We start from the raw sequence: 20,263 nt of genomic DNA on the forward strand, positions 1-20,263 counted from the left end.
ACGTCGGCAAGTCGACCCTGACGAACGCGCTGGTCGGACGCAAGATCGCGATCACGTCTGGGCGCCCCGAGACGACGCGACACAACATCCGCGGCATCGTGCACGGCGAGGGCTACCAGCTGGTGCTTGTGGACACCCCCGGATACCACCGGCCGCGCACGCTGCTCGGTAAGCGCCTCAACGACATGGTGCGCGAGGCCCTCTCCGAGGTCGACGTCGTGCTCTTCTGCCTGCCCGCCGACCAGCGCATCGGCCCCGGCGACCAGTTCATCGCCCGCGAGCTGCGCGGCATCAAGCGCCCGATCATCGCGGTGGCCACCAAGTGCGACGCCGTGCCGCGCGAGCGCGTCATGAAGCACCTGCTGTCCATCGAGAAGCTGGGGGAGTGGGCCGCCATCGTTCCAGTCTCCTCCGTGGAGGGCAAGGGCATCGACCACCTGCGCGAGGTACTCGCCGAGACGGTGCCGCTGTCTCCGCCGCTCTACCCCGAGGGTGACGTCACCGACGAGTCGCGCGACACCCTCATCGCCGAGTTCATCCGCGAGGCCGCCCTGGAAGGCGTGCGCGACGAGCTGCCGCACTCCCTGGCCGTCCAGGTCGAGGAGATCATCGAGAGGCCGCGCCGCGAGGGCGACGACCGCCCGCCCATGCTCGACATTCACGTGAACGTCTACGTCGAGCGCGACTCCCAGAAGGCCATCATTATCGGCCGGAAGGGCTCGCGCCTCAAGCAGATCGGCACCCAGGCCCGCGCTCACATCGAGGAGCTGCTGGGCCGGCGCGTCTACCTGGACCTGCACGTGCGCACCGCCAAGGACTGGCAGTCCGACCCGAAGATGCTGGGCCGCCTCGGGTTCTGACATGCCCAGCGTCATCCGCGTGCGCGGCGCCCGCGTCCACAACTTGAAGAACGTGGACGTTGACGTTCCGCTGAACGCCTTCGTTGCGGTCGCGGGCGTGTCCGGGTCGGGTAAATCCTCCCTGGCCTTGGGCACGCTCTACGCCGAGGGATCGCGGCGCTACCTGGAGTCCCTGGCGACCTACACGCGCCGGCGCATCTCCCAGGCAGCCAAGGCCTCGGTGGACGAAGTCGCTCACGTACCCGCAGCGCTCGCGCTGCGCCAACGCCCGGGCGTGCCCGACGTGCGCTCCACCTTCGGCACGGCGACGGAGCTCCTCAACCACCTGCGCCTCCTCTTCTCGCGCGCGGGTTCCTACCTGTGCCCGAATGGTCACCGCGTACCGCCCTCGCTGGGCGTCGCGCTTGAGATTCCTTTGAAGTGCCCGCAATGCGGGGAGTCCTTCGACGGGCTCAGCGCTGAGGAGATGGCCTTCAACTCGGGCGGCGCGTGCCCGGTATGCGAGGGGACGGGCGTCCAGCGCGTCGTCAACCGGGATTCCCTCGTGCCCGACGAGTCCCTCACCATCGACGAGGGGGCGGTCTCCCCGTGGGGGTCCCTCATGTGGAAGCTCATGAAAGACGTCGCCCGTGAGATGGGCGTGCGCACTTTCGTGCCCTTCCGAGACCTGAGCGATGCCGAAAAAGAAATCGTCTACGAGGGGCCCGCCGAGAAGCGCCACATCGTCGTCGCGACCAAGACGGGCGGCGCGGAGCTGGACTTCACCTACTTCAACGCGGTCGCCACCGTCGAAAACGCCTTGTCGAAGGCAAAAGATGAAAAAGCGCTTGCTCGCGTCGAGAAGTACCTCATCACCCGCACGTGCCCGGCCTGTGGCGGTACGCGCTTGGGGGAGCGGGTGCGTTCGACGCTCATCGACGGCATCGACCTTGGTGAGGCCTCGCGCTTAACCCTCACGGAACTGCGCGAGTGGGTCCAGCGTGTCCCGGGCCTCGTTCCGGAGGAAGTGGCACCCATGGCCCGCGTCATTGTCGACGAGATGACTGAGCCGATGGATCGCCTCGTGCAGCTCGGCCTGTCCTACCTGTCCCTTGACCGCGCGTCCTCGACGTTGTCCAACGGCGAGCGCCAGCGCGTGCAGCTCGCGCGCGCCGTGCGCAACCGGACGACGGGGGTTCTCTACGTCCTCGACGAGCCGACCATCGGCCTGCACCCCTCCAACGTTGACGGGGTCCTAGCGATCATTCGTGAGCTTATTACTGACGGGAACTCCGTCGTCGTCGTCGACCACGACACACGTGTCCTGGGCGCCGCCGACCACCTCATCGAAATCGGGCCGGGAGCCGGCGCGGACGGTGGCCGCGTCATCTTCCAGGGCACTATCGACGAGGCCTCCCACGCCCCCGTTTCTCGCATCGGCCCGTACATGGCTGGGCTGCGTCGGGTTGAGCGTGTGGCGGGGGAGTCGGGTCGGGGCGCGGACGTCGTCGGTCGCGGCGCGCTTCACGTGGAGACTTCGCAGATACACACGGTGCGGCCCCTGAGCGTGGACGTTCCCGTCGGCTCGCTGACGGCCGTCACGGGCGTGAGCGGGTCGGGCAAGACGACGCTCGTGCTTGAGTCGCTGGTTCCCGCACTGCGTGCGCGCCTCGCGGGCGAGCCGCTGCCCGCGCACGTGCGCGACGTGGACGGCGCCGGGATCTCCCGCGTCAACCTGATCGACGCGACACCCATCGGCGTGAACGTGCGCTCGACCGTGGCCACGTACTCGGGCGTCCTGGACGAGCTTCGCCGTGCGTTTGCGCGCACCGAGGAAGCTCAATCGGCCGGGGTGAAGCCCGGTGCATTCTCCTACAACACGGGTTCGCTTCGATGCCCCACATGCGACGGGACCGGGCAGATCACCCTGGACGTGCAGTTCCTGCCGGACGTGGACATTGAGTGCACCGAGTGCCGGGGGAGCCGCTACGGCGCGCAGGCTGCGTCGATTCGCCGCGATGGGTTTTCGTTGCCGGATATTCTGGCGATGAGCGTTGACGAGGCCCGGGTTGCCGTGCGCGGCCTGAAGAAGGCGGGAGCGCTCCTCGAGACGCTCTCAGGCCTAGGTTTGGGCTACCTGACGCTCGGCGAGGCGACGCCTGCTCTGTCCGGCGGCGAGGCGCAGAGGCTCAAACTGGCATCGGAAATGGGGAGACGGCAGGACGGCACGCTCTTCGTCTTCGACGAGCCGACCATCGGATTGCACCCCGATGACGTGCAGGTCCTCATCGACGTGCTCCAGCACCTCATCGAGCGGGGAGCGACCGTTCTCGTCATCGAGCACGACCTGGACTTGATCCGCTGCGCCGACTGGGTCATCGACATGGGCCCGGGCGGTGGCATCGAGGGTGGCCGCATCATCGCACAGGGAACGCCGACCGACATTGCGGCCTCTCAGGCCTCGGTGACGGGGCGTTTCCTGCGCTGACTGGGGCATCATTACCGGTTGGTGGCCGTGTCCGCCCTTTCATGCGCATGTTAACCCGATAGGTGGCAGCGTGGGCGGCGTGCCCATACTGCCACTAGCCGTGCCCAGCAGCGCATGGAGGGGGGTGCGGTCCCTTTTGTGTCGTTGTGGTGCGATTCGGCCTAGGGTGGGTGCCCGGGCTGGTTGTGGTGGGGAGTGGATAGGTGCTGTCAGTTCCGCGTTTGTTCTTGTGTGTTGGGGCACTGCACCCGATCCGTAGGCAATGCACCTCTTCTGTTCGGGTGCAGCGCTCCTGTTCGGGTGCAGTGCCCCTGATCGGGTGCAGCGCCCCGTGCTTCTGGCAGTTGTGGCGGCCGGGGATGTGGGCGTCTCATGGGCTTGTGCGTCTCCGGGGCTTGGGCGTCTCCGGTGTTTAAGTGTCCCCTGCTTGGGGTTTTTGTGGCCCCGTGTTGTGGTTCCACAGAAATGTCGCATGCAATTCCCGTGTAAACATTTCAAACATTGACATCACATCGTTGGAATTGCAACGTTTTGGGGTGCTGCAGAAAGTTCGGGCACCCGAATTGCATGCGAATTATGGTTGATGAGGCGCGACAGGCGAACTCCTGTGTGCGGACGTCGGCCCACGACACTGTTCACGATCCCCGGGACGCTTCGACCTGTCGGGCTCAGCTGCGATGTCGTGGTTTGCGGTGCCGTAGGCCCCAGCTGCGCATTGAGGAGCTGAGGGTGCCACCCATAGGGCCCAGCTGCCCCCGGCACAGAACGGCTCACGAACAAGGCATAACGCAGCGCCCGGCTGCGTAATGGCAGCCGGGCGCGTGACGTTGTCAGAGCGAGACGTTCACTTGACGATGACGACTCGCAGGAAGCGGGGGCCGTGCACGCCGTTGACGCGGACCAGCTCGATGTCGGAGGTAGCCGAACCGCCGGCGATCCAGGTCATCGGACGGGTCGGGTTCTTTCCGAGGATGTCCACCGCCTGGGGGACCGTGGGCACGATGTCGGAGGCCTTGAGGACGACGACGTGTGTGTCGGGCACGAGGGAGATCGCGCGGCGGCCCTGGTCGGGCTCACCGTCGAGGACGATGGTGCCCGAGATGGAGATCGCGACGCGGCAGCGCGTGACGACCGCGTCGATCTCGTCGAGCTCCAGCGTCGGGATGGCCTGCTCGCGGCTGTCCTCGCGGACCGTGCGATCGTCGCGGGCGGCGGCCTCCTTGAAGGCGGCGTCCAGGCCGGTCGGTACGACGACGGAGGTTGCCTTCTGGTCGGACAGGAACGTCGAGATCGCGTCGGCGGCCTCGGACTCGTTAGAGACCACGACGACCTTCGCCGAGTAGTCCTCGAGCTTCTCGATCATTTCCTCGATGACGGCGTCGGAACCGGGCGCGTGCTCAGTGGAACGAATGTAGTCGCGGGGGATCGGGCGCACCGGACGGCCCTGCTGGGAACGGGAGATGGCGTCGCGTGCGCGCGCCAGAATCGCGGTCTTCGCGTCCATGGTGGTGGTCATGTCACGCCTCCTTCTGGGTCGTGCTGGTGGTCATGCCGTGTTCGGAAGCGAGCGGGAGTCCCGTCGCGGGGCGGTCCGTGCGCGGCGCGTTGGCGTCGGAGTCCTTGTGGGTGCGCTTCCACCACTGACGGAAGGTCTCTTTCGGGGCGACCGGCAGGTCGCGTGCGCGCGTCCACAGTGAGGCCGGGAATGGCAGCGCGCCGATCGAGCCCTTCTTGGCGAACAGGCGAGTGGCCTTGGTGCCGGTGCCGGCGGCCTTCCACAGGGTCGAGTTCGACATGACGGGGGTGGCCACGCCCATCGCGAGGTCCCACACGTCGGGCACGAGGTTGCGCTTGACGTCAACGGTGCGCGCACGCATGTGGATGAGGATCGTCGGGATGTCGATTTTGACGGGGCAGACCTCGCCGCACGCGCCGCACAGGGAGGACGCGAAGGGCAGGGTGTGCACCGGGTCGTGCTCGTCGAGGCCCTGGGTGAGCTGCGGGGTGAGGATCGCGCCGATGGGGCCCGGGTAGACGGAGCCGTAGGCGTGACCGGAGGTGTGCTGGTAGACCGGGCAGATGTTCATGCACGAGCCGCAGCGGATGCAGGCGAGGGCCTGGCGGCCGATCGGGTCACTCAGGACCTTGGTGCGGCCGTTGTCCATGAGGATGAGGTGGAATTCCTGGGGGCCGTCGCCGGGGGTGACGCCTGTCCACATGGAGGTGTAGGGGTTCATGCGCTCGCCGGTGGCGGAGCGGGGGAGCAGCTGGGAGAAGATCTCGACGTCCTGGAAGCGGGGGACCAGCTTCTCGATGCCCATCAGGGTGATGAGCGTGTCGGGCAGGGTCAGGCACATGCGTCCGTTGCCCTCGGACTCGAAGATGGAGACGGTGCCGGTTTCTGCGACGCCCATGTTGGTGCCGGACACGGCGACCTTGGCGTGCAGGAACTTCTTGCGCAGGTGGGCGCGGGCCGCGGCGGTCAGCTCGGTCGGGTCGTCGGAGAGGTCGCGGGGCGCGTCCTCCATGCGGTCCAGGAAGATGCCGCGTACTTCGGAGCGGTTGCGGTGGATCGCGGGGACGACGATGTGGCTGGGCATGTCGTCGGCCAGCTGGACGATCATCTCGGCGAGGTCGGTCTCGCGAGCGCTGATGCCCTGTTCCTTCAGGTACTCGTTGAGGTTGGTCTCCTGGGTGGCCATGGACTTGACCTTGACGATCTCGTCGACGCCCTTGGACTTGATGATGTCCGCGATGATGCGGTTGGCCTCGTGCTTGTCGCGCGCCCAGTGGACGATGCCGCCGCGGGCGGTCACGTTGCGTTCGAATTCCTCAAGTAGTTCGGGCATACGCGAGGCGACCTCGAACTTGACGGCCTCGGCGGCGCTGCGCAGGTTCTCCCAGTCCGGCATTTCTGCGACGCGCTGGGCGCGCTTGGCGCGGATCGTCCGGGTTGCGTGGCCCAGGTTGCGGCGCATCTGGGTGTTTGCCAGGGTCTTGTGGGCGCCCTGGGGGAACGTGGGACCCCAGCGGAGGGTGTCTTCGGGGATGGTGACGGTGGTGCGCCAGCCGCCGGTGTGGGCCAGTGCGTTTGCGTCGTCAGAGACCACGCCGGGCATGCCAATGAATGTTTCAGACATATCAGATCACCTGTGCGCTTTCGGGTGCGAAGGAGATGTTGCCCTCGAAGGGCTGGTCCTTGGTGGATGCCAGGATTTCGGCGAGGTGCATCGGTCGGATACCGGAGCTGAGGCGGGACAGGCCGCCGCCGACGTGCATGAGGCAGGAGTAGTCGCCCATGACGAGGACTTCGGCGCGCGTGGACATGACGTTGGTGACCTTGTCCGCGAGCATGGAGGTGGAGGTTTCGGAGTTCTTCATGGCGAAGGTTCCGCCGAAACCACAGCAGACTTCGGCGTCGGGCAGGTCGACGAGGGTCAGGCCTTCGACGGCCCGCAGCAGGCGGTAGGGGCGGTCGCCGACCTTGGCGATACGCAGCGAGTGGCATGTCGGATGGTAGGTGACGGTGTGGGGGAAGTAAGCGCCCACGTCTTCCAGGCCGAGGACGTCGGTGATCAGCTCGGTCAGGTCGTAGGTGTGCGCGGCGATGCGCTGGGACTGCTTGGCCAGCTCGTGGTCGCCCACGTGCTCGGCGACGACCTTCTGTTCGTGGCGTGCTGCGCCGGTGCAGGAGCCGGAGGGGACGACGATGGCGTCCCACTGGCCGTCGAGCACGGGCTCGAAGGCTTTGACGTGGTTGCGGGTGATTTTCGCTGCGTCTTCGAAGTAGCCGGTGTTGGCGTGCATCTGTCCGCAGCACACCTGGTCTTCAGGGAAGACGACTTCGTGGCCGAGGCGTTCTAGCAGGGTGACCGTCGCCTGGGCTGCCTGGGGGAACATGACGTCTGCCAGGCACGTGGAAAAGAGAGCGATACGCACTGGGGATCCTTCCTCGTGGGTGCTGTCGTCCATCAGTATGGCTGGGTCCGAGGTCCCGGGGGGCCAATTGTGTGCTTTCTTCGATAGTCGGTGGGAGGAAGTGGCGTTATTCCGCTGGAAAATCAAGACAAATCCCCCGCGAAAATTCGGTGCTGATGGGGGAATCTAGGACCTCTGGGACACGACTTAGAACAGGGTGATCTTGCGTTTATCGTTTCTTCATCGCCGCGTGCCCGCATGCGGCAACCCCGGCCTCGTTCGTGCTTGAACTGCGCTCCGAAACTTGGACGAGGCCGGGGCCGGGGATCGTGAGTGAGTGCCGTTAGCCCTTGATGGCTTCGCCTGTGACGATGATGAGGTTGCAGTCGGTGGAGGCTGCGAAGTCGGTGATGGTGAATGAACCCCATTTCGAGTAGATGGCGTCCTGGTTGGTCTGGAGGACGGAGTTCGCGTGGTCGGCGGGGATAGTGGCAAAGTGGCAGTCCTGGGGCACGTACTGATAGAGGCCCGGGTAGATGCCTGGTAGCAACGTGGTACTTCCGTCAGCCCCTTCCGTGAGTTTCGTGACCGTGTCTGTGGGGACGGTAGCGACTCCGGTTAGCCAAGCATGGGAATCGGGGGATGGCAAGCCGCGTCCTTCGGGGAAACTCTCGACGACAGCGTGTCCTTCGGATGCCCCCAGGCCGGGCATGCGCTCGTTGAAAGAGTCGGTGCGTTCTTGAACCTCGATTGTGTCGTCGGTCTTGTACGTGAACTCGGCGAAGCGCGGGTCCTCTGGAAGTCGTTCGCGAGACGAGGCCCCGAAAAGGTTGCATGCGGCGGTGAGCGCCACGACGGCTCCCAGTGTGACGATTAAGCGGAGGGGAGTCTTCACAGAAGCTGGCTTTCCTGGTCGGCGGGGAAACAGCGGGCGTCGCTGCGGACTCATTGCTTCGAGGCTACAAGGATGCGGGGGATGAAAGCAAATGTGGCGGGGCCCCGAGCGACACGCGCCTCTCGGGGCCCCGCCTGTGCGATGAGGTTGCTCAGTGCGGCATGTAGGAGCCCAGCCAGCCCTGGGAGGCGACGAACACCAGGATGCACAGGACCAGGAGCAGGCCGATCGAGTAGGGGGCGGCCTTCTTGAGGATCTCCGCGTCCGAGCCCTCCGCGTCCACGGAGGTCGCGGCGATCGCCAGGTTCTGCGGGGACACGATCTTGCCGATGCCGCCGCCGATCGTGTTGGCGGCCAGCAGGATGTTCGGATCGAGGCCGGCGCCCGCGGCGGCGGTGGACTGTAGGTTCGCGAAGAGAGCGCCCGCCGAGGTCGCGGAGCCGGCGACGGCCGTTCCGATCCAGCCCAGGATGGGGGAGAGGAACGCGAAGGCGGCGCCCGTCGTCGCCAGGGCCGCACCGATTGAGGTGGTCTGGCCGGAGAAGTTCATGACGAAAGCCAGGGCCATGACGGAGGCAATCGTCAGGATCGCCATGCGCAGCGAGTAGATGGTGCGAGGCAGGACCGCGAACATCTCGCCGACCGAGGTCTGGAAGCGCCCGCCCGAGGAGTTCGTGCCGTAGACGATAGCGACGATGATACCGGTGACAAAGATCCATGTGCCGGGGTTGGACAGGATCTGCAGCGTGTAGATCGCGGCGGTCGACGGGGAACCGTCGCCGGTCAGCAGGTTGCCGTAGATGCCGGGCCACGGGATCTTCACGTCCGTGGACGAGAAGAATGCTGCGACGGGCTTGGCCAGCTTCGTGATCGCGATGATGATGACGACGAGGACGTAGGGCAGCAGGGCCAAGCCGATACGCGAGCCGGTGGGCTTGTCGGACTCGTCGGCGCTGGTCGCGCACTCCACGGGGGTCGTCGGACCCCACGCCAGCAGGAACACGTAGCAGGCCGCGAAGCCCAGCAGGGAGGCGACGACGGCAGTCAGCTCGTAGGAGACCGAAGGAGTGAAGAAGTGACCCACGCCGGCGGCTGCGCCCGCGACGAGGGCGAGGGGCCAGAGTTGGCGCACGCCTCGGGAGCCGTCCAGGATGAACAGCATGAGGAAGGGGATGAACAGGCAGAAGATCCACGTCAGGTGACCCATGTCGCCGGCGACGACGACGGGCTCGGCGTCAGCGAGCCTGCCGGCGGTCGTGGTGGGGATGGCCATGGCGCCGAAGCCGACGTTGATGGCGTTGCCGACGACGGCCACGACGGCTGCCTTGATCTTCGGGACGCCGAGGGTCACGAGCATGGCACAGGTGATGGCAACGGGAGCGCCGAAACCGGCCAGGCCCTCGAGCAGGCCGCAGAAGCTCCAGGCGACGATGAGTGCTTGTGCGCGCTGATCGCCGCGGCCGATCGTGTTGAAGACGGCCTTCAGGTCGGAGCTGCGCCCCGACTTCTCGGTGAGGTTGTAGAGCCACACGGCCGCGATGATGATGTAGATGATCGGCATGAAGCCCATCGCCGCGCCCTGCGTGCCGGCCAGGAGGGCTATGCCCACGGGCATTTTGAAGGCGAGGACCGCGATGACGAGCGAGGTGACAAGCGAGATGATCGCGCACCAGTGGGTGGCGACCTTGAAGACACCCATGAGGACGAAGAAGAGGATGAGGGGGAGGAGGCCCACGATGGCCGTGAGGAAAACGTTGCCTGCGACGGACGTCGTCGATGGGGTAAAGGATTGAGCTAACAACAAGGGGGTCATGACTGCTCCGCGCGTCGTTGTGTGGGACATTGGACCTAATTATCATGACATATGAGCGCCGTCAGTGACGGCACTTCACGCGCGCAATGTGTTCCAATGGCCTGAGCGTGCGACAAAACCGCAACGCAGGCGACCGCGCCGGATCTCACGTCCAGTATGCGCAGGCTTGTCTCATGGGCAAAGCGCCGCCGATAGACTACGAGGTGTGAAGACTACATCCAGCGTCCCTGTCCCCGCCGGCTCGCGCATGCCGATTGGCAAGTACCGCGCGTTCCTGGATACCAACCCTATTGATCTGCCGGACCGCCAGTGGCCATCTAAGCGGATCACGAAGGCTCCTCGGTGGATGTCCACTGACCTGCGTGACGGCAACCAGGCGCTCATTGAGCCGATGGATCCGGTGCGCAAGCGCCGCATGTATGATCTGCTCATCAAGCTGGGGTTCAAGGAGATCGAGATTGGTTTCCCTTCTGCCTCGCAGACTGATTTCGACTTCGTGCGCTCCCTGATCGAGGATGACGCGGTTCCCGAAGACGTGACCATTTCGGTGCTGACCCAGTCGCGCCCGGAGCTGATTGAGCGCACGGTCGAGGCCATGGTCGGCTTCCCGCGCGCCACTGTTCACCTCTACAATGCAACTGCGCCTGTGTTCCGCGAGGTTGTTTTCCATGCGGATAAGGCTCAGACGGTTGAGCTTGCGCAGTTTGGCGCGCGCGAGGTTATCGCGCAGGCGGAGAAACGGCTGGGTGATGAGACCATTTTTGGTTTCGAGTACTCCCCGGAGATTTTTGTCGATACGGAACTCGAATTCGCTCTTGAGGTGTGCGAGTCCGTCATGGACGTGTGGGAGCCGGGCGAGGGGCGCGAGATCGTGCTCAACCTGCCTTCCACGGTCGAGCGCGCCACGCCCAACGTGTTCGCGGACCAGATCGAGTGGATGAGCCGCAACCTGAGCCGCCGCGAGTACGTGGCCCTGTCCGTCCACCCCCACAACGACCGCGGCACCGGCGTCGCCACCGCCGAGCTGGCGCTCCTGGCCGGCGCGGATCGTATTGAGGGCTGCCTGCTGGGCCAGGGCGAGCGCACTGGCAACGTGGACCTGGTGACCCTGGGCTTGAACCTGTTCAGCCAGGGCATCGATCCGGGCATCGATTTCTCGGACGTGGACGCTATCCGTCGCACGGTCGAGCACTGCACGCAGATGGAGACGTCTCCGCGTGCTCCCTACGTTGGTGACCTCGTCTACACGAGTTTCTCTGGTTCGCACCAGGACGCGATTAAGAAGGGTTTTGCGGCCCGCAAGACGAAGGTGGACGCGGCGGGCGGCGACGAGAATGCTGTCGTGTGGGAGCTGCCTTATCTGCCGATCGATCCGCATGATGTGGGTCGTTCCTACGAGGCTGTGGTTCGCGTGAATTCGCAGTCCGGTAAGGGTGGTGTCGCCTACCTGATGTCGACGGCGCATTCCTTGGAGCTTCCGCGCCGCCTCCAGGTGGAGTTCTCTCGTATCGTTCAGCGTCACACGGATACGTACGGTGGGGAGATCAATGCGCCCGCGCTGTGGCAGATTTTTGCGGACGAATATCTGCCGACGAATGCCGCGCCCGGCTTGGAGCCGTGGGGTCGCTTCGAGATGCGTTCCTCGCAGGTTTCTTCGATGGACGACAATACTGTCGAGCTTAACGCGACGCTCATTGACGATGGTTCGCCTGTTAAGGTGCGGGCGACTGGTACGGGTCCGATCGACGCGTTCGTGTCGGCGCTGCACCAGTTTGATCTGGATGTGCGCGTCCTGGACTACTCTGAGCATGCGATGAGTCAGGGGCGCGATGCTCGCGCTGCCGCGTACGTGGAGGCAGCGGTGGAAGGGCAGATCGTGTGGGGTGTTGGTATTGATTCGTCGATCACGCGTGCGTCCTACAAGGCTGTTATCTCGGCGGTGAATCGCGCCCTGCGATAGACGCCTAGACGGATAGGTGACCCTGGCCTCGTTCATGACGAGGCCGGGGTCCGTGTCGTTTTTAGGAGCGCGCCGGACCCGTGGTGGGCTGCAGTGCGAACAGTGTGAGCGCGCGTGTCACCTGCCCGTCGAGGATGCGTGCGATCCGTTCGGTGAGGATGTAGGGGTCTGCTTTCATGTCGTTTCTGAGCCATTGGGAGATGTGCCCGAGGATGCAGAGCGTGAAATGGTCGACGATGAACGTGAGGTCGTCCGTGGCGAGGGTCAGGTTTGCGCCAAGCTGGTTGACGATGGGTTCAATGACGTTGTGTAGCTGTTTGTGGAGGAAGAGTTGAAGGTTTTCCATGGTCAGTGAGGAGATTGCTGAGTGTGTCTCCTCGGGGTGAGACTGCATCCATACGAGCATGGCGAGCAGTCCGTCCGACCAGTCTTCGTAGGTGGCGTGGGCGTTGATCTGGTTGGTGACCTCGCGTTTGAAAACCCAGACGGTGAGGTCACGAATGTCGGAGAAATGATAGTAGAACGCTTGCCGGGTCACGCCAGCTGTGCGCGTGAGTCCGGAGACTGTCACCTTAGACAGTGGCGTAGTCGTGAGTGCGTCGCGCAGTGCGAGCGCGAGCGTTGTTTTCGCATCGGGGTGGGGCATCGGTGGTCCTCATCGACGGTCAGAGAGAGGTTACGAGCGAACTATACATGTCAGAGTGCGGAACCGCGAAATCCCGGGCCTAGATACAGTTGCTCGAATGTACAGTGCGTCGCTCTTCACTTGTTCGTACTCGTTTTTTTGGGCGCTATTGCACCAAAGTCTGACCGGTATCAATATGTGGTATTTGTTTGTGTTTAAACGTTGTGAGTGATTCTGGAGCCTTTGATGGGGGTTGTCGTAGGCGTTATATATTTTATTCGGTCAGGTTGTTGGTCGTGGTCTACTGTCACAGGGGTGTGTCGCGCGTGGGGATGACAATCCCGGCCTCGTCGATGGGGACGAGGCCGGGGTATAGGTATGTATCCTCGCGCGGCTGGTGAGGTGAACGTGTTAGTTGGCCAGTCGTGCCAGAGCGGGAGTGGTTTGGTCGGTCATAAGGACGCGCATGCGGGCGATTGCGAGGGAAGGGTTAACTTCCAGGCCGGAGAGCATCCACTGGGCCATGTGGGCGGCGGTGGCCAGGGCGAAATGCTGGGCCACGACGTCGCGCGCGGTGGCCGAGGCTGAGCCGGGCAGGCGGGACTCGATGAGTTCCTGGGCGTTCGAGACGAGGAAAGCCCACAGGTCGTTGGCTTCGATCGTCTTCATGGCGGCGGCGGTTTCGTCGCGATGTTCATGCATCCACATCATTGTTGCTTCGACGGCGTCAAGCCATTCTCCCGAACTGGTGGTCAGTCGCGATGTGACTTCCTCGCGAAAAACCCAAGCATTGAGGTCGTTCAGGGAATTGAAGTGGTAGTAGAACGCTTGTCGGGTGACTCCAGCAGCGCGTGTCAGTGCGCTGACAGAGATCTTTGACAGTGGTGTTTGTTTCAGGGCGTGGCGCAGTGCGGTGCCAAGCTTTTCGCGGGCATCAATCGGGGGAGCCATATGTTTCCTTCCTTCGACGGTTATGAATAAACCATAACCAGTTACGAGAAAACTATCTACTCGAAAACTCCTTGTCGGCTGTTAGACCGACCACGCTGTCAGTTTCTCACACTTTGTTGACAACGCCCACAGATGCACTTGTCGAAGAATGTGACAGTACACTTCACAAGAAATTTCGCTCTACGCGACGCCACCAAACCCACGCCACCACGGCCTCGTACCCGTGACACAATGGCATCGTGATGAAGTCCTATCGAGACGAAGCGATCGTCCTGCGCACCCACAAACTGGGCGAAGCTGACCGCATCATCACCCTGCTCACCGCCGAACACGGGCAGGTTCGCGCCATCGCCAAAGGCGTGCGCAAAACAACCTCCAAGTTCGGCGCCCGCGTCGAACCCTTCTCCGTCATCGATGCCCAGCTCCACCGAGGCCGCACCCTCGACACGCTCACCCAAGTCGCCTCCATCGCCCAATACGGCGACGCCATCGCCTCCGACTACGACCTCTACCTGACCGCCACCGTCGTCGTCGAAACCGCGCAGCGACTCACCGCAGACGCCAACGACGGAACCCACTCCCAATATCTGCTCCTCATCGGCGCCCTCAATGCGCTCGCGCGCGAACGTCACGACCCCACCCTCATCCGCACCTCCTACACGCTGCGTGCCCTTGCACTCGCAGGTTGGGCCCCCTCATGCTTCGACTGCGCCACATGCGGCGCACACGGCCCCCACTCATCCTTCTCTATCCCCGATGGCGGAATTGTATGCGACACCTGCCGCCCTCCCGGCGCGTCCTCCCCAGCTCCCGACACCGTTGACCTGCTCGGCCAACTTCTCAGCGGAGACTGGGCGCACGCTGACCGCTGCGAAACCTACGCGCGCACCGAGGCCTCGGGCCTCATCTCCTCCTACACTCAATGGCACCTCGAGAGGCGCCTACGCTCCCTGACCCTCATCGACAGGACCCACCCATGACGACCCAACGACCCACCCCCATGGACCGTGCCCCCGCAGACCCTGCAGCCCCTCTCCTCGGCCCCGGCCAGTGGCATGTTCCCGCCCCCACCTTCGCGAAGGGAGAAGTGCCCGCGCACGTCGCCCTCATCATGGATGGAAACGGGCGTTGGGCAAACTCCCGGGGCCTCGCGCGCACCGAGGGACATCGCGCCGGGGAATACGCCCTCATGGACACCATCGCAGGCGCCATCGATGCGGGCGTACGCTACCTGAGCGTCTACACGTTCTCCACCGAAAACTGGAAGCGCTCACCCGCCGAAGTCTCCTTCATCATGAACTATGCGTCCGACGTGCTCGCGCGACGCACCGACCAGTTGGCCGAGTGGGGAGTGCACGTCCGCTGGAGTGGGCGGCGCCCACGCCTGTGGACAAGCGTCATCAAGGCCCTCGAAAAGGCCGACCGCGCGACCTCCCACTGCAACACCCTGGACCTGATCATGTGCGTCAACTACGGGGGGCGCGCGGAGCTGACCGACGCTGCAAGGTCCATCGCCGAAGCCGTGGCAGCGGGACGCATGAGTCCGCGCGGCGTCACCGAAAAAACCTTCGCACGCCACCTCTACCTGCCCGACGTACCGGACGTCGATCTCATGATCCGCACGTCCGGGGAACAACGCCTGTCCAACTACCTGCTCTGGCAGATGGCCTACGCCGAAATGACGTTCGTCGACACCCCCTGGCCCGCGTTCGACCGCGAAGAACTCTGGGGGTGTCTCGAAGAATACGCAGGGCGAGACCGCCGCTTCGGCGGAGCAGTCGACCGCGTCCCGCAGGCCTAAGCCTGCTCCTGCTGGAGGGACGGAGCGTTGCTTGCGCGCCTGCGGCGCCCCCACACCACCTTCGCTGCGATCAGGCAGACAACGACGCCCAAGGCCGCCCAAGCCCACGGGGATCCGGCGACCGCGCGGAGAATCGCGACAAACAACGCAAGCGTCCCGAGGCCGTAGAGCAGCGCCCACAGGATGCAACCGGGAATCATCGCGATCGTGTAGGTGCTCCAACGCATACGCACCAAGCCGGCGCCAGCGTTGACCGCCGTCTGGACCCCAACCGTCAGGAAGCACAGGGGAATCACGATGATGCCCCACTTGTCCAGCAACGCCGCTCCCTTGCGTGGAACCGGTCCCTCAAACCAACGGGCGATGGCACCCAGGAAGCCCGAGCGGCCCGAAGCGCGAACGGCGCCAGAGGCCGCGGCTCGACCGAGCCAATAGGTCATCTGTGCGCGGGACAAGACAACCATGAAGAGGAAAGGGAACAGCCAGATGCCTTCGCGAGCGAAGGTCGGGACCATGTTGCTGATTCCTGCGGTATACACAAAACCCTCCAGCGGACGGTTAACCAAACAAAGCCCATCCTAATATACCGACGAAAAAACGCAGAGCGCTACCCCGTGATGCCAACAGGCCTTAGCTTTCGGCGGCCTTCATCTGGCACTGGGTGCACACGCCGAAGAGTTCAAGCGAGTGCTCAACATCAGCAAACCCGTGCGTCATCGCCACGCTCATTACCCAGGACTCAATCTGCGACTGCTCGATCTCCTCCGTGAAGCCGCACTTGCGACACACCAGGTGGTGGTGATGGTGCTCGCTCGCGCAGTTACGGTAGAGAGTCTCGCCTTCGGTAGAACGCAGCGTATCAACGCGCCCGTCCTCGGCGAGTCCTTGCAATGAACGGTACACGGTCGCCAGGCCCACGCGCTGCCCCTGGGAATGCAGGTCCTCGAAAATCTGCTGAGCGGAGCGGAAGTCAGCGACGCGCGTGAGTTCGTCGAGGACTGCCTGACGCTGCTTGGTCATGCGTTGCATGGATCTGCCTTCCTTGTGGTGCCTCACTGGGTCCCCGCCCGCTCGGGGTGCTGGTTGTGGGCGCGTGCAACGCGCAGCCTGCGTACCCTGCGTATGCGATCCAGGGCCGCCCTGATCATAAACCCGATCGCGTAGACGCTGATAGCGCCCACAACGATCGTCGCGCCGGGCGACAGATCCACGAAGTAGGTCAGGGAGAGTCCGCATGTGCAGATGAGGACGCCGAGCACCATGGCGATACCCATCGTCGAGCGGAAAGAACGGGCACCCAGCTGCGCGATCGCAACGGGGATGACCATGAGGGCGCTGACCAGGAGCGAGCCGACGACACGCATCGCGACTGCGACCGTGAGGGCCGACAAGACCGCGATGAGGAGGGACAGCGTGCGCACGGGTAGCCCCGTGGAGCGCGCAAAGTCCTCGTCGTTGGTGACCGAGAAGAGCGCGGGGGCCAGCCCCACGCCGAGTATCACGATGGCCGCGCCGAGGATCGTGATGAGCGTGATGTCGCTCCATCGCACGGTCGAAATCGATCCGAACAGGTAGGAGTTGAGCTGTGCGGAGGTGCCGCCCGCCAGTCCAATGAGGAGAACGCCGCCCGCAATGCCGCCGTAAAAGAGCATGGCCAGAGCCGTGTCGCCAGAGGTGCGTCCGCTTTGGCGGACCAATTCGATCGCAATCGCCCCGAGCAGGGAAATGATCACGGCTCCGGGTACCGCCCACGAGTCCGCCGGGGACACGTTCGCGAATGCGCCAGCCAGCCAACCCAGGGCAACGCCGGTCAGGGAGATATGCCCGATGCCGTCGCCGAGCATCGCGAGTCTGCGGTGGACCAGGTAGGTCCCGATGATCGGCGCCGTCAGTCCGACGATGAGCGCGGCCAGGAGGGAACGCTGCATCATCGGCGAGGACAGTAGCGTGGTCAGTGCGTCAATCATGCGTGTCTCCTGTCCAGATTCCACTCACGAGGCCGTGGTCGCCCTGGGAGAGGGCGGTGGACTCGGAGGAGCGGCAGTGGTCGCCTCCTCCGTGGTGCTGTTCGTGATCGTCGTCGATGTGAGGGGTGCCGTCGTAGGAGATGTGGCCGGCGCTGATGTGGAGCTCGCGATCCAGGAGGGGGCCGAGCTCACCGAGTTCGTGCAAAACAATCAGGATGGTGGTTCCCGCGCTCTTCGCGTCGCGCACAATGTCGGCCAAGCGCGCACGGGAGGCGGCGTCGATTCCGGCCATCGGCTCGTCCATGATGAGCAGCTCGGGGCGGCGCACGAGGGCGCGCGCGATGAGGACGCGCTGGGCCTGGCCACCCGAGAGGATATTCATGGGGGAGTGGGCGCGGTGGGCCATGCCGACGCGCTCGAGAGCATCCATCGCGCGGGCCGTGTCCCCGGGCATCGCCCACAGGCGACGAGGCCCGAGCAGGCCGGAGCGCACGACCTCGATAGCGCTGGAGCTGACGGCCCCGCCCGAGGAGATGCGTTGGGGCACGTAGCCGATCTTTTTCCAAGGCACACGCCGACGCGTGGTGATCGAACGCCCAAAGAGCTGGGCATCGCCGCTCGTGATGGGGGCTGTGCCCAGGAGTGCCTTCACGGTCGTAGATTTTCCCGAGCCGTTTGAGCCTGTGATGGCGACCGTTTGTCCGGCGGGGATCGTCAGGGTGATTCCGTGCAGGATCAGGTCGGTGTCCCACGCGACGTGTAGGTTATCAAGGCGCACGACGGCGGGTGCCCCGAAGAGTGGGGCACCCGCGTGTTGCGTCGTAGACGGATCAGATGTCACTGGCAGTTGAGCGCTTTCGTGAGGGCGTTGATGTTGTCGTTCATGACTCCGGAGTAATCCTTGGAGGGATCTGTTTGGGACTCGATCGGATCGAGGACTGCTGTCGTGATTCCGAGGTCGTCGGCCAGGGTCTGGGCAATCTTGGGATCGATCAGTGCCTCGGTGAAGATGGTCGTCACGCCCTGGTCCTTGGCGATCTGGCTGATCTCGGCGAGTCGCGCGGGTGAGGGGGAGGAGTCGGGGTCGAGGCCCGAGATGCCTACCTGGGTCAGGCCGGTGCGGTCGGCGAGGTAGCCGAAGGCAGTGTGTGCGGTGACGAATGTCTTGATCTGGCAGGTCGAGGTCTTGGAGACGAGGTCGTTGCCCAGGGAGGTGAGTTCGTCCATGAGGGCCTTGGCGTTGGTCTTGTACATTTCGGCGTTGGCCGGGTTGGCTTCGGCGAGCTTGTCGCCCACCAGGGTGGCGGCGTTTGCCATGCGCACGGGGTCCAGCCAGAAGTGCGGGTCTGCGCTCATGTCGTGGTGATGGTCCTCGTGGCCATCGGCCTCGCTGGACTGTGTTTCGTCGGTGTCCTCGTCCTCCTCCTCGGAGGGGTGGTTCGCGTCGACACCTGCTTCCACCAGTTGGACGGCGGGGGAGACGTCGATGACGGTCTTGGGAGCCTGCTGCTCGATAGCCTCGTCGACCGCGCTTTGGAAGCCAGCGAGGTAGATGACAGCGTCCGCGGAGGACAAGGCGTCGACCGTCTTGGGGGAGAGTTCGAGGTCGTGGGGCTCTGCGCCGGCGGGGGTCAGCGAGGTGACGGTCACGTGTTCGCCGCCGATCTTTTCAGCCAGATACTGCAGGGGATAGAAGGAGGCCATAACGGTCAGGGTGCCATCCTTGGCTCCGCTGGTACTCGAGGGAGCGGTGGAGGAACAAGCGGACAGTGCGAGCGCTGTGGCGGCCGCACAGGCGGCGGCGAGGAATCTCTTCGACATGAGAATCATTCTCCACAGTTATGAGAATCAATGTCAAATTATTCTCACGACGCGGACCTGCCGGTCGGAGTTGCTAGCTGATCGGCGCGGTCGTTGCGCGCACGACCAGGTCGGGTGGAAAAAGGTGATCGGCGTGGGTTGAAACGTAGTCGGGCGTGGCCATGGCTCCAAAGAGGGTGTTCACGGCCGAGGTGACGATCGAGGTAACCGGCTGGTGAATCGTGGTCAGGCTCGGGCTCAGGTGGGACATGAGGAAGGAGTCGTCGAAGCCAATGACCGAGATGTCCTCGGGGACGGAAAGGCCCATCGACCTGATCGCGTCGATGGCGCCGATGGCCTGCAGGTCTGAGCCAGTGACAATTGCTGTGACCCCCAGTTCGAGGAGGCCGGGCGTTCGCGCCGCGGCGGCCTCGTAGGTGTAGAAGGTCTCCTCAATGATGGGGGAGCGCTCGCCAACGAGTTCCTCCATGATCAGCGTGAAGGCGTCCGCCTTGCGCTGCGCTGGAACGATATGCGTGCGTCCTGTGATCAGGGCGATGCGCGTGTGGCCCAACTCGTGAAGGTGAGCGACCGCCGTGCGGATACCGAGCGCGTCGTCCGTCGAAAAATCCGGAGCTGGAATTTCAGGTCTAGTGCCGTTAATCGTCACGAATGGGATTGAGCGTTCTAAAAGCTCATGGTAGGGACCAAGGTCCGCTAAATGGTCTGCATGTCGACCGGAGAGAAAGATGAGACCGCTCACTCGATGATCAAGAAGTGAAGACAGGTGGTCGACCTCAGAGGTCGCACCGGGCGTCTGTGTGCGGATCTGCGTGATGCCCCCGGCCCGCGATACACCCTCCTGGAGACGGTGGGTAAAGGATGCGAAAATTGGGTTCGTAAGTTCCGGTACGATAACCCCAATCGTCGGCGTGTTTGGGGTGCGCTCGGGAGCAGGTCGGTCGTATCCCAGCTCGTCAATGGCGGTAAGAACCTTGCGACGCGTGTCCGTGGACACCTGTCCCACGCCATTGAAGACGCGTGATACTGTCGCGGTCGAGACGCCGGCGTGGGCGGCAATGTCAGCCATACTCGTGCGGTTTTTCGTCATCGACTCAACTCTCCTTTGGGCGTGTCAGTGCGACAGAACCCTACAAATGTAACAGCTTGCCCACAATTCGAAAAATTGTTGCAGAAACAAAAATG

18 protein-coding genes are annotated in these 20,263 nt (G+C 64.0%); 5 read left to right on the forward strand and 13 right to left on the reverse strand.

Annotation, left to right across the window (positions count from 1 at the left end):
* A partial coding sequence (era, locus tag RYL44_RS03105; RefSeq protein ID WP_314975059.1) for a GTPase Era occupies nucleotides 1–860 on the forward strand: 860 nt, incomplete at its 5' end.
* Nucleotide 861: 1 nt separating this feature from the next.
* Nucleotides 862–3,327, forward strand: a complete 2,466-nt coding sequence (locus RYL44_RS03110; RefSeq protein WP_314975060.1) for an excinuclease ABC subunit UvrA — start codon at nucleotides 862–864, stop codon at nucleotides 3,325–3,327.
* Between the two features lie 844 nt (nucleotides 3,328–4,171).
* Here the strand turns inward: RYL44_RS03110 and RYL44_RS03115 are convergent.
* From RYL44_RS03115 to RYL44_RS03135, 5 genes are all read right to left on the reverse strand, one after another.
* Nucleotides 4,172–4,843 carry a LutC/YkgG family protein gene (locus tag RYL44_RS03115; RefSeq protein WP_314975061.1) on the reverse strand — a complete coding sequence of 224 codons (672 nt, stop codon included), beginning with the start codon at nucleotides 4,841–4,843 and terminating at the stop codon, nucleotides 4,172–4,174.
* A 1-nt stretch (nucleotide 4,844) separates the two neighbouring features.
* Nucleotides 4,845–6,467 (reverse strand): LutB/LldF family L-lactate oxidation iron-sulfur protein, encoded by a 1,623-nt coding sequence (locus tag RYL44_RS03120; protein WP_314975062.1) that lies wholly within the window; start codon nucleotides 6,465–6,467, stop codon nucleotides 4,845–4,847.
* Between the two features lies 1 nt (nucleotide 6,468).
* Nucleotides 6,469–7,266 (reverse strand): (Fe-S)-binding protein, encoded by a 798-nt coding sequence (locus RYL44_RS03125; RefSeq protein WP_314975063.1) that lies wholly within the window; start codon nucleotides 7,264–7,266, stop codon nucleotides 6,469–6,471.
* A gap of 322 nt (nucleotides 7,267–7,588) precedes the next feature.
* Complete coding sequence (locus RYL44_RS03130) at nucleotides 7,589–8,140, reverse strand: hypothetical protein (RefSeq protein WP_314975064.1); 552 nt, start codon at nucleotides 8,138–8,140, stop codon at nucleotides 7,589–7,591.
* A gap of 151 nt (nucleotides 8,141–8,291) precedes the next feature.
* Nucleotides 8,292–9,953, reverse strand: coding sequence for an L-lactate permease (locus RYL44_RS03135; protein WP_314975065.1), 1,662 nt, complete (start codon nucleotides 9,951–9,953; stop codon nucleotides 8,292–8,294).
* A 205-nt stretch (nucleotides 9,954–10,158) separates the two neighbouring features.
* Here RYL44_RS03135 and leuA point away from each other — a divergent pair, with 205 nt between their 5' ends.
* On the forward strand, nucleotides 10,159–11,913 hold the full coding sequence (gene leuA, locus RYL44_RS03140; protein WP_276739844.1) for a 2-isopropylmalate synthase: 1,755 nt from the start codon (nucleotides 10,159–10,161) through the stop codon (nucleotides 11,911–11,913).
* Nucleotides 11,914–11,974: 61 nt separating this feature from the next.
* Here leuA and RYL44_RS03145 read toward each other — a convergent pair whose 3' ends face one another.
* Together RYL44_RS03145 and RYL44_RS03150 are read right to left on the reverse strand one after the other, a co-directional pair.
* Entirely contained in the window at nucleotides 11,975–12,559 is a 585-nt protein-coding gene (locus RYL44_RS03145) for a TetR/AcrR family transcriptional regulator (protein ID WP_073983904.1), read from the reverse strand.
* Nucleotides 12,560–12,949: 390 nt separating this feature from the next.
* Nucleotides 12,950–13,489, reverse strand: coding sequence for a TetR/AcrR family transcriptional regulator (locus RYL44_RS03150; protein ID WP_073983025.1), 540 nt, complete (start codon nucleotides 13,487–13,489; stop codon nucleotides 12,950–12,952).
* A 242-nt stretch (nucleotides 13,490–13,731) separates the two neighbouring features.
* Here RYL44_RS03150 and recO point away from each other — a divergent pair, with 242 nt between their 5' ends.
* Together recO and RYL44_RS03160 are read left to right on the forward strand one after the other, a co-directional pair.
* Nucleotides 13,732–14,469 (forward strand): DNA repair protein RecO, encoded by a 738-nt coding sequence (gene recO / locus RYL44_RS03155; protein ID WP_073983026.1) that lies wholly within the window; start codon nucleotides 13,732–13,734, stop codon nucleotides 14,467–14,469.
* A complete protein-coding gene (locus tag RYL44_RS03160) occupies nucleotides 14,466–15,290 on the forward strand; it encodes an isoprenyl transferase (RefSeq protein ID WP_314975066.1) in 825 nt (274 codons plus the stop codon). The genes recO and RYL44_RS03160 overlap by 4 nt, the downstream gene beginning before the upstream one ends.
* On the opposite strand, the gene RYL44_RS03165 is transcribed toward RYL44_RS03160, so the two are convergent.
* From RYL44_RS03165 to RYL44_RS03190, 6 genes are all read right to left on the reverse strand, one after another.
* Nucleotides 15,287–15,829: a hypothetical protein gene (locus tag RYL44_RS03165; protein WP_314975067.1), complete on the reverse strand. Its 543-nt coding sequence runs from the start codon at nucleotides 15,827–15,829 to the stop codon at nucleotides 15,287–15,289. The genes RYL44_RS03160 and RYL44_RS03165 overlap by 4 nt on opposite strands.
* Nucleotides 15,830–15,920: 91 nt before the next feature.
* Nucleotides 15,921–16,319, reverse strand: coding sequence for a Fur family transcriptional regulator (locus RYL44_RS03170; RefSeq protein ID WP_073983029.1), 399 nt, complete (start codon nucleotides 16,317–16,319; stop codon nucleotides 15,921–15,923).
* Between the two features lie 23 nt (nucleotides 16,320–16,342).
* On the reverse strand, nucleotides 16,343–17,257 hold the full coding sequence (locus RYL44_RS03175; RefSeq protein WP_314975068.1) for a metal ABC transporter permease: 915 nt from the start codon (nucleotides 17,255–17,257) through the stop codon (nucleotides 16,343–16,345).
* A complete protein-coding gene (locus RYL44_RS03180) occupies nucleotides 17,250–18,098 on the reverse strand; it encodes a metal ABC transporter ATP-binding protein (RefSeq protein ID WP_390883776.1) in 849 nt (282 codons plus the stop codon). The genes RYL44_RS03175 and RYL44_RS03180 overlap by 8 nt, the downstream gene beginning before the upstream one ends.
* Nucleotides 18,095–19,087, reverse strand: a complete 993-nt coding sequence (locus tag RYL44_RS03185) for a metal ABC transporter substrate-binding protein (RefSeq protein WP_314975069.1) — start codon at nucleotides 19,085–19,087, stop codon at nucleotides 18,095–18,097. Before RYL44_RS03185 ends, RYL44_RS03180 begins: the two co-directional genes overlap by 4 nt.
* A 64-nt stretch (nucleotides 19,088–19,151) precedes the next feature.
* Complete coding sequence (locus RYL44_RS03190) at nucleotides 19,152–20,168, reverse strand: LacI family DNA-binding transcriptional regulator (RefSeq protein WP_276739859.1); 1,017 nt, start codon at nucleotides 20,166–20,168, stop codon at nucleotides 19,152–19,154.
* Nucleotides 20,169–20,263 lie beyond the last annotated feature (95 nt).

Source organism: Actinomyces bouchesdurhonensis (assembly GCF_963540955.1).
GTDB classification, from domain to species: domain Bacteria; phylum Actinomycetota; class Actinomycetes; order Actinomycetales; family Actinomycetaceae; genus Pauljensenia; species Pauljensenia bouchesdurhonensis.

Coding starts and splice junctions, on each gene's coding strand:
- RYL44_RS03115 (WP_314975061.1), bottom strand. CDS start 4,843: ATGACCACCACCATGGACGCGAAGACCGCGATTCTGGCGCGCGCACGC.
- RYL44_RS03170 (WP_073983029.1), bottom strand. CDS start 16,319: ATGCAACGCATGACCAAGCAGCGTCAGGCAGTCCTCGACGAACTCACG.
- RYL44_RS03190 (WP_276739859.1), bottom strand. CDS start 20,168: ATGACGAAAAACCGCACGAGTATGGCTGACATTGCCGCCCACGCCGGC.
- RYL44_RS03145 (WP_073983904.1), bottom strand. CDS start 12,559: ATGCCCCACCCCGATGCGAAAACAACGCTCGCGCTCGCACTGCGCGAC.
- RYL44_RS03185 (WP_314975069.1), bottom strand. CDS start 19,087: ATGATTCTCATGTCGAAGAGATTCCTCGCCGCCGCCTGTGCGGCCGCC.
- RYL44_RS03135 (WP_314975065.1), bottom strand. CDS start 9,953: ATGACCCCCTTGTTGTTAGCTCAATCCTTTACCCCATCGACGACGTCC.
- RYL44_RS03110 (WP_314975060.1), top strand. CDS start 862: ATGCCCAGCGTCATCCGCGTGCGCGGCGCCCGCGTCCACAACTTGAAG.
- RYL44_RS03120 (WP_314975062.1), bottom strand. CDS start 6,467: ATGTCTGAAACATTCATTGGCATGCCCGGCGTGGTCTCTGACGACGCA.
- recO (WP_073983026.1), top strand. CDS start 13,732: ATGAAGTCCTATCGAGACGAAGCGATCGTCCTGCGCACCCACAAACTG.
- RYL44_RS03160 (WP_314975066.1), top strand. CDS start 14,466: ATGACGACCCAACGACCCACCCCCATGGACCGTGCCCCCGCAGACCCT.
- RYL44_RS03150 (WP_073983025.1), bottom strand. CDS start 13,489: ATGGCTCCCCCGATTGATGCCCGCGAAAAGCTTGGCACCGCACTGCGC.
- RYL44_RS03175 (WP_314975068.1), bottom strand. CDS start 17,257: ATGATTGACGCACTGACCACGCTACTGTCCTCGCCGATGATGCAGCGT.